General features: G+C 68.5%; 7 protein-coding genes. 6 read left to right on the forward strand and 1 reads right to left on the reverse strand.

Features of this window, described 5'->3' with window-relative positions; all coding sequences use genetic code 11:
- From A5698_RS16665 to A5698_RS16690, 6 genes are all read left to right on the forward strand, one after another.
- Positions 1-417, forward strand: a 417-nt coding sequence (locus tag A5698_RS16665) for an ATP-binding cassette domain-containing protein (protein ID WP_156670787.1), incomplete at its 5' end; no start/stop codon positions are given.
- Positions 414-1,247, forward strand: coding sequence for an NUDIX hydrolase (locus tag A5698_RS16670; RefSeq protein ID WP_068299100.1), 834 nt, complete (start codon positions 414-416; stop codon positions 1,245-1,247). The genes A5698_RS16665 and A5698_RS16670, both read left to right, overlap by 4 nt.
- Positions 1,244-1,891: an enoyl-CoA hydratase gene (locus A5698_RS16675; protein WP_068299103.1), complete on the forward strand. Its 648-nt coding sequence runs from the start codon at positions 1,244-1,246 to the stop codon at positions 1,889-1,891. The genes A5698_RS16670 and A5698_RS16675 overlap by 4 nt, the downstream gene beginning before the upstream one ends.
- Positions 1,892-1,902: 11 nt before the next feature.
- A complete protein-coding gene (locus A5698_RS16680; RefSeq protein ID WP_068299107.1) occupies positions 1,903-2,898 on the forward strand; it encodes a class I SAM-dependent methyltransferase in 996 nt (331 codons plus the stop codon).
- Positions 2,899-2,900: 2 nt separating this feature from the next.
- Positions 2,901-4,064: a class I SAM-dependent methyltransferase gene (locus A5698_RS16685; RefSeq protein WP_068299109.1), complete on the forward strand. Its 1,164-nt coding sequence runs from the start codon at positions 2,901-2,903 to the stop codon at positions 4,062-4,064.
- A gap of 66 nt (positions 4,065-4,130) precedes the next feature.
- Positions 4,131-4,823: an esterase gene (locus tag A5698_RS16690; protein ID WP_067091680.1), complete on the forward strand. Its 693-nt coding sequence runs from the start codon at positions 4,131-4,133 to the stop codon at positions 4,821-4,823.
- A 4-nt stretch (positions 4,824-4,827) separates the two neighbouring features.
- Here the strand turns inward: A5698_RS16690 and A5698_RS16695 are convergent.
- Positions 4,828-5,878 (reverse strand): alanine/glycine:cation symporter family protein (locus A5698_RS16695; protein ID WP_068299113.1); only part of this gene is annotated, 1,051 nt, incomplete at its 5' end.

The raw sequence follows: 5,878 nt of genomic DNA on the forward strand, positions 1-5,878 counted from the left end.
GCCGAACACCTGGCCGAGCGCAGATACGGCACGTTGTCCGAAGGCGAGCGCAAGCGCGTGCTGATCGCGCGGTCGATGATGACCGACCCCGAACTGCTGCTGCTCGACGAGCCCGCCGCCGGACTGGACCTCGGCGGTCGCGAGGAACTCCTGGCCCGCCTCGAGGATCTGGCCGCCGACCCAGATGCGCCGGCGATGGTGTTGGTGACCCACCACGTCGAGGAGATCCCGCGCGGGTTCTCACACGGCCTGATCCTGTCCGAGGGCAAGGTGGTCGACTCCGGGTTGCTGCCCGATGTATTGACCGCCGAGAACCTTTCGAAGGCGTTCGGCCAGGCGATCTCCCTCGAGGTCGTCGACGGCCGCTACTTCGCGCGCCGGGCCAGAAGCCGGGCCGCCCACAGGAGACGAGCATGACCGAAGAACCGTTGACGCCGCGGCCCGCCGCGACCGTGATGCTGATCCGCGACACGGACGACGGCATCAAGGTTTTCCTGATGCGGCGGCACTCGGCGATGGATTTCGTCGCCGGCGTGATGGTGTTCCCCGGCGGCGGCGTCGACGACCGCGACCGCAGCGCCGACATCGCCTGGTTCGGTCCCGAACCCGCCTGGTGGGCAGAGCGTTTCAACGTCGAGCAGAACCTGGCCCAGGCCCTGGTGTGCGCCGCTGCCCGCGAGACCTTCGAGGAGTCCGGTGTGCTGTTCGCCGGCTCCGCCGACGATCCCGACGTTCTTGTCGACGACGCCTCGGTCTACCGCGAGGCGCGGGCCGCGCTGGTCAACCGGTCCCTGTCGTTCGCCGACTTCTTGCACCGCGAGAACCTGGTGCTGCGCGCGGATCTGCTTCGCCCGTGGGCTAATTGGGTGACGCCGAAGGAGGAGCGGACCCGCCGCTACGACACGTACTTCTTCGTCGGTGCCCTGCCCGAGGGTCAACGCGCCGACGGCGACAACACCGAGACCGACAAGGCCGACTGGATCACTCCGCGGCAAGCGCTCGACGACTTCGCCGACGGCCGCACATTCCTGCTGCCGCCGACGTGGACGCAGCTGGACTCCCTCAACAACCGCACCGTCGCCGAAGTGCTTGCGGTGGAGCGCCAGATCGTGTCCGTCACGCCGCACCTGGCCGCGGACAAGGACACCGGCAACTGGGAGATCGAGTTCTTCGACAGCCATCGGTACAACGCCGCCCGCAACCGCCGCAGCCCCGACGGCTACGGCTCCGATGCGCGCCAGGCATGAACGAGTTCGTCTCCGTCCACGCCAGCGATGAGCGACCCGGCATCGCCACACTGCTGTTGTCTCGGCCGCCGACCAACGCCCTGACCCGCCAGGTCTACCGCGAACTGGCGGGCGCGGCGCGCAGCATCGGCGAGCGCGACGACATCCACTCGGTGATCCTCTACGGCGGACACGAGATCTTCTCCGCCGGCGACGACGTTCCCGAACTGCGCACGCTCGACGCCGGAGAAGCCGCCGCGGCGACGCAGGTCTGCCGCGACGCCGTCGACGCGCTGGCGGCCATCCCCAAACCGACCGTCGCCGCGATCACCGGCTATGCGCTGGGCGGCGGGCTGACGGTCGCACTGGCCGCCGACTGGCGGGTCTCCGGAGACAACGTCAAGTTCGGCGTCACCGAGATCCTGGCCGGGCTGGTGCCCGCCGGCGGCACCGAACGGCTGGCCCGCACGGTCGGCCTGAGCAAGGCCAAGGAACTGGTCTTCAGCGGCCGGTTCATCGACGCCAAGGAGGCGCAGGCCCTGGGTTTGATCGACCAGATGGTGGCGCCCGACGGCGTGTACGACGCCGCGCTGGCCTGGGCGCAACGGTTCGTCGAGCACCCGCCCCAGGTACTGGCTGCGGCCAAGGCGACGTTCGACCTTTAGGCTGCCCTGTTATGAGCACTGATGCCCGCTTGAACGCCGCCGATGCGGCTCCGGCGCCGAACCCGCACGCCACCGCGGAGCAGGTGGAGGCGGCCCGCCACGATTCCAAGCTCGCCCAGGTGCTGTACCACGACTGGGAAGCCGAGAGTTACGACGAGAAGTGGTCGATCTCCTACGACAAACGCTGCGTCGACTACGCCCGCGACCTGTTCGACGCGACCGTTCCGTTCTCCGAGCAGCGCAAGCTGCCCTACGACCGGGCGCTGGAACTCGGGTGCGGCAGCGGCTTCTTCCTGCTCAACCTGATCCAGGCGGGCGTCGCGCGGCGCGGTTCGGTGACCGACCTGTCTCCCGGCATGGTCAAGGTCGCCACCCGCAACGGGGAGAACCTGGGCCTGGAGATCGACGGCCGCGTCGCCGACGCCGAGGGCATTCCGTACGACGACGACACCTTCGATCTCGTGGTCGGCCACGCGGTGTTGCACCACATCCCCGACGTCGAGCTGTCGCTGCGCGAAGTGGTGCGGGTGCTCAAGCCCGGCGGGCGGTTCATCTTCGCCGGCGAGCCGACGAACGCGGGGGAGAACTACGCGCGCCCGCTGTCGACGCTGACCTGGCGCGTGGTCACGAACCTGACCAAGCTGCCGGGACTTTCAAGTTGGCGCCGCCCACAGGCCGAGCTCGACGAGTCGTCACGCGCGGCCGCGTTGGAGGCGGTCGTCGACCTGCACACCTTCTCTCCGGCCGACCTCGAACGGATGGCGAGCAACGCCGGCGCCGTCGAGGTGTCGACCGCCACCACCGAGTTCACCGCCGCGATGCTGGGCTGGCCGCTGCGCACCTTCGAAGCCGCTGTACCGCCGGGCCGATTGGGCTGGGGCTACGCGAAATTCGCCTTCCACAGCTGGATCGGGTTGAGCTGGATCGACGCGAACCTCTGGAGCCGTGTGGTGCCGAACTCCTGGTACTACAACGTCATGATCACAGGGGTCAAACCCGCCGCGTGACCGTGGCGTTCGGCGTCGGCGACGTCGAGTATCTGCGGAGCCCCGCCGGTGCGGATGCGTTGCGGGAAACCGCCGCGCTGCCGTTGACCGGCAACACGCTCGTCGCCGACATCGCCTCGGCGCGTGCACGTTTCGGCGACCGCGCTGCAGTTCTGGTCGAGACCACGCTGCTGCGCCGCAGAGCGGCGGCCAAACTGGCCCACCCCGACGGCTGGCTGTTCACCGACGAAGCACTGCAACAGGCGACCGCCGAACCGGTCGCCCGCCACCGCGCCCGCCGGCTCGGTGGTGCACTCGTACACGATGCGACGTGTTCGGTCGGCACCGAGCTCGCGGCGCTGCGCGACTCGGCGGCGACGGTGATCGGCAGCGACCTCGATCCGGTGCGGCTCGCGATGGCGCGCAACAACGTTGACGGTGTCGATCTGTGCCGCGCCGACGCGCTGCGGCCCATCACCAACAGGGCCGTCGTCGTGCTCGATCCGGCGCGCCGCAGCGGCGGACGTCGCAGGTTCGACCCGCGTGATTACGCGCCCCCGCTCGACGAGCTGCTCGACGTGTACCGCCACCGCGACACCGTCGTGAAGTGCGCTCCCGGAATCGATTTCGACGCCGTGCGGGGGCTGGGCTTCGACGGGGAGATCGAGCTGGCGTCGCTGTCGGGCAGCGTGCGGGAAGCGTGCCTGTGGTCGGTCGGTCTCACCGAGTCGGGCGTGCGGCGCCGAGCATCGTTGCTGGACACCGGCGAACAGATCACCGACGCCGACCCCGATGACTGCGCGGTCGCTCCCGCCGGGCGGTGGATCGTGGACCCCGACGGGGCCGTGGTGCGCGCCGGGCTGGTCCGCCACTACGCCGCACGGCACGGGCTGTGGCAACTCGACCCCGACATCGCCTACCTGTCGGGCGACCGCCTTCCTCGCGGTGTGCGCGGCTTCGAAGTGCTCGAACAACTGGCCTTCGGCGAACGACGGCTGCGGCAGGCGCTTTCGGCGCGCGACGTCGGCGCCCTCGAGATCCTGGTGCGCGGCGTCGACGTCGACCCCGACGCGCTGCGGACGCGGCTTCGCCTGCGGGGCTCGCAGCAAGCTTCGGTGGTGATCGCCCGCATCGGGTCCGGAGGCGCAAGCCGGGCAACGGCATTCATTTGTCGTCCGTCACGTTGAGGCGTTACGTATCCTGGCGGTGATGCGCCGGTATCCAGACCGGTGCCGGCTGCGAGGATGTCGACGATGCGCATTTCCAGGTGGACCGTTCTGTTCGCGGTGGCCGCCGTCACGGGAGCGATCGCCAATCCCGCGGCCGCCGCCCAGCCCGGTTGCGCCGACCTGCAAGGCACGGTCGGGCCGGACCAGATGTGCCGGGTGCACGTCCAAAAGCCGAACTACACGCTCGATTTGAGCTTCCCCGACGACTATCCCGACCAAGCGCCGCTGGTGGCCTACCTGACGCAGGCGCGAGACGGGTTCGTCAACGTCGCCGAGGACCCGGACGCGAACAACCTGCCCTACGAACTCGACGCCGACGGTACGGGTTATCAATCGGGACCGCCGACCACCGGCACCCGCAGCGTGGTGTTCACCGTCTGGCAGAACGTCGGCGGAGTGCGTCCGCAGACGTTCTATCAGTCTTTCAACTGGAACCTCGCCACCAATGCGCCGATCACCTTCGACACCCTGTTCAAACCCGGCACCAAGCCGATGGACGTGATCTACCCGGAGGTCGACCGGTACCTGGAGCGGCAGGGGATGATCGACCCGGTCTCCCAGAGCGAGGGCACCGATCCGGCGAACTACCAGAACTTTGCACTGACCGACGATTCGCTGATCTTCTTCTTCAGCCAGGGTGAACTGTTCCCGGAGTCGGCGGGCCCGGTGCAGGCAACGGTTCCGCGCGCGGCCGTGGCGCCGATGCTCGCGCTGTAAGCGCTCAGGTCCGTGCCGGCTCCCGGTCCTTACCCGCCAGCGGGTCGTAGTTCTCCCAGAACCTCGCGCCGGTGATCTCCAGCGCGCGAGGGTCGAACACCGGATCCAGCCCGGCCTTCTTCTGCTTCTCGTAGTCCCACAGCGCCCGGTACGCGGGCTGCTGCAGGATGATGATCCCGATGATGTTGAGCCAGGCCATCAAACCGACGCCGATGTCACCGAGCACCCACGCCTCGGTCGCCGTCGAGACCGCGCCGATGACCACCGACACCAGGATCAGGGCCTGCAGCAGCATCGTCGCGTTGGACCCCACCGTGCCCCGGATGACCGGCATGGACATCGGCGAGAAGCGGCCGAGGATGAACCGCAGATTGGTCTCGGCCATGTAGTAGTAGGCGATGATCGTCGTGAAGCAGAAGAACGCCAGCGATATCGCGATGAAGGTCGATCCGGCGCCGCTCCACAGGCTGTCGAATCCGACTTGGGCGTAGGCGGGTCCGACCTCGACGTCGCCGGAGAGCAGGCCGCCCTCGGCGATCACGGCACCGCTTTCGCTTTCTCCCTCGAACACCCGGTAGGCACCCGTCGTCAAGATCAGGAAACCGGTGGCCGAGCAGATGAACAGCGTGTCCACATAGACCGCGAACGCCTGCACCAGGCCCTGTTTGGCGGGGTGTGAGACCTCGGCGGCGGCAGCGGCGTGCGGACCGGTGCCCTGCCCCGCCTCGTTCGAGTAGATGCCACGCTTGACTCCCCACATCACCGCGGACCCGATGATCGCCCCGAAGGCGGAGTCGAAGCCGAACGCGCTGGCGAAGATCATCTCGAAGACGGCGGGTACGCGGTCGGCGTTGAGCAGCACCACCACCAGGGCGAGCGCGATGTAGACGACCGCCATGAACGGCACGACGATCGACGCGAACGCCGCGATGCGCTTGACCCCGCCGATGATGACGAACGCGAGCACGATGACGGTGCCGACGGCCACCCACCACTTCGAGAAACCCCAGGCGGAGTTCATCGCCGACGCCATCGAGTTCGACTGCACGCTGGGC

Source organism: Mycobacterium sp. E136, assembly GCF_001666865.1.
Classification (GTDB): domain Bacteria; phylum Actinomycetota; class Actinomycetes; order Mycobacteriales; family Mycobacteriaceae; genus Mycobacterium.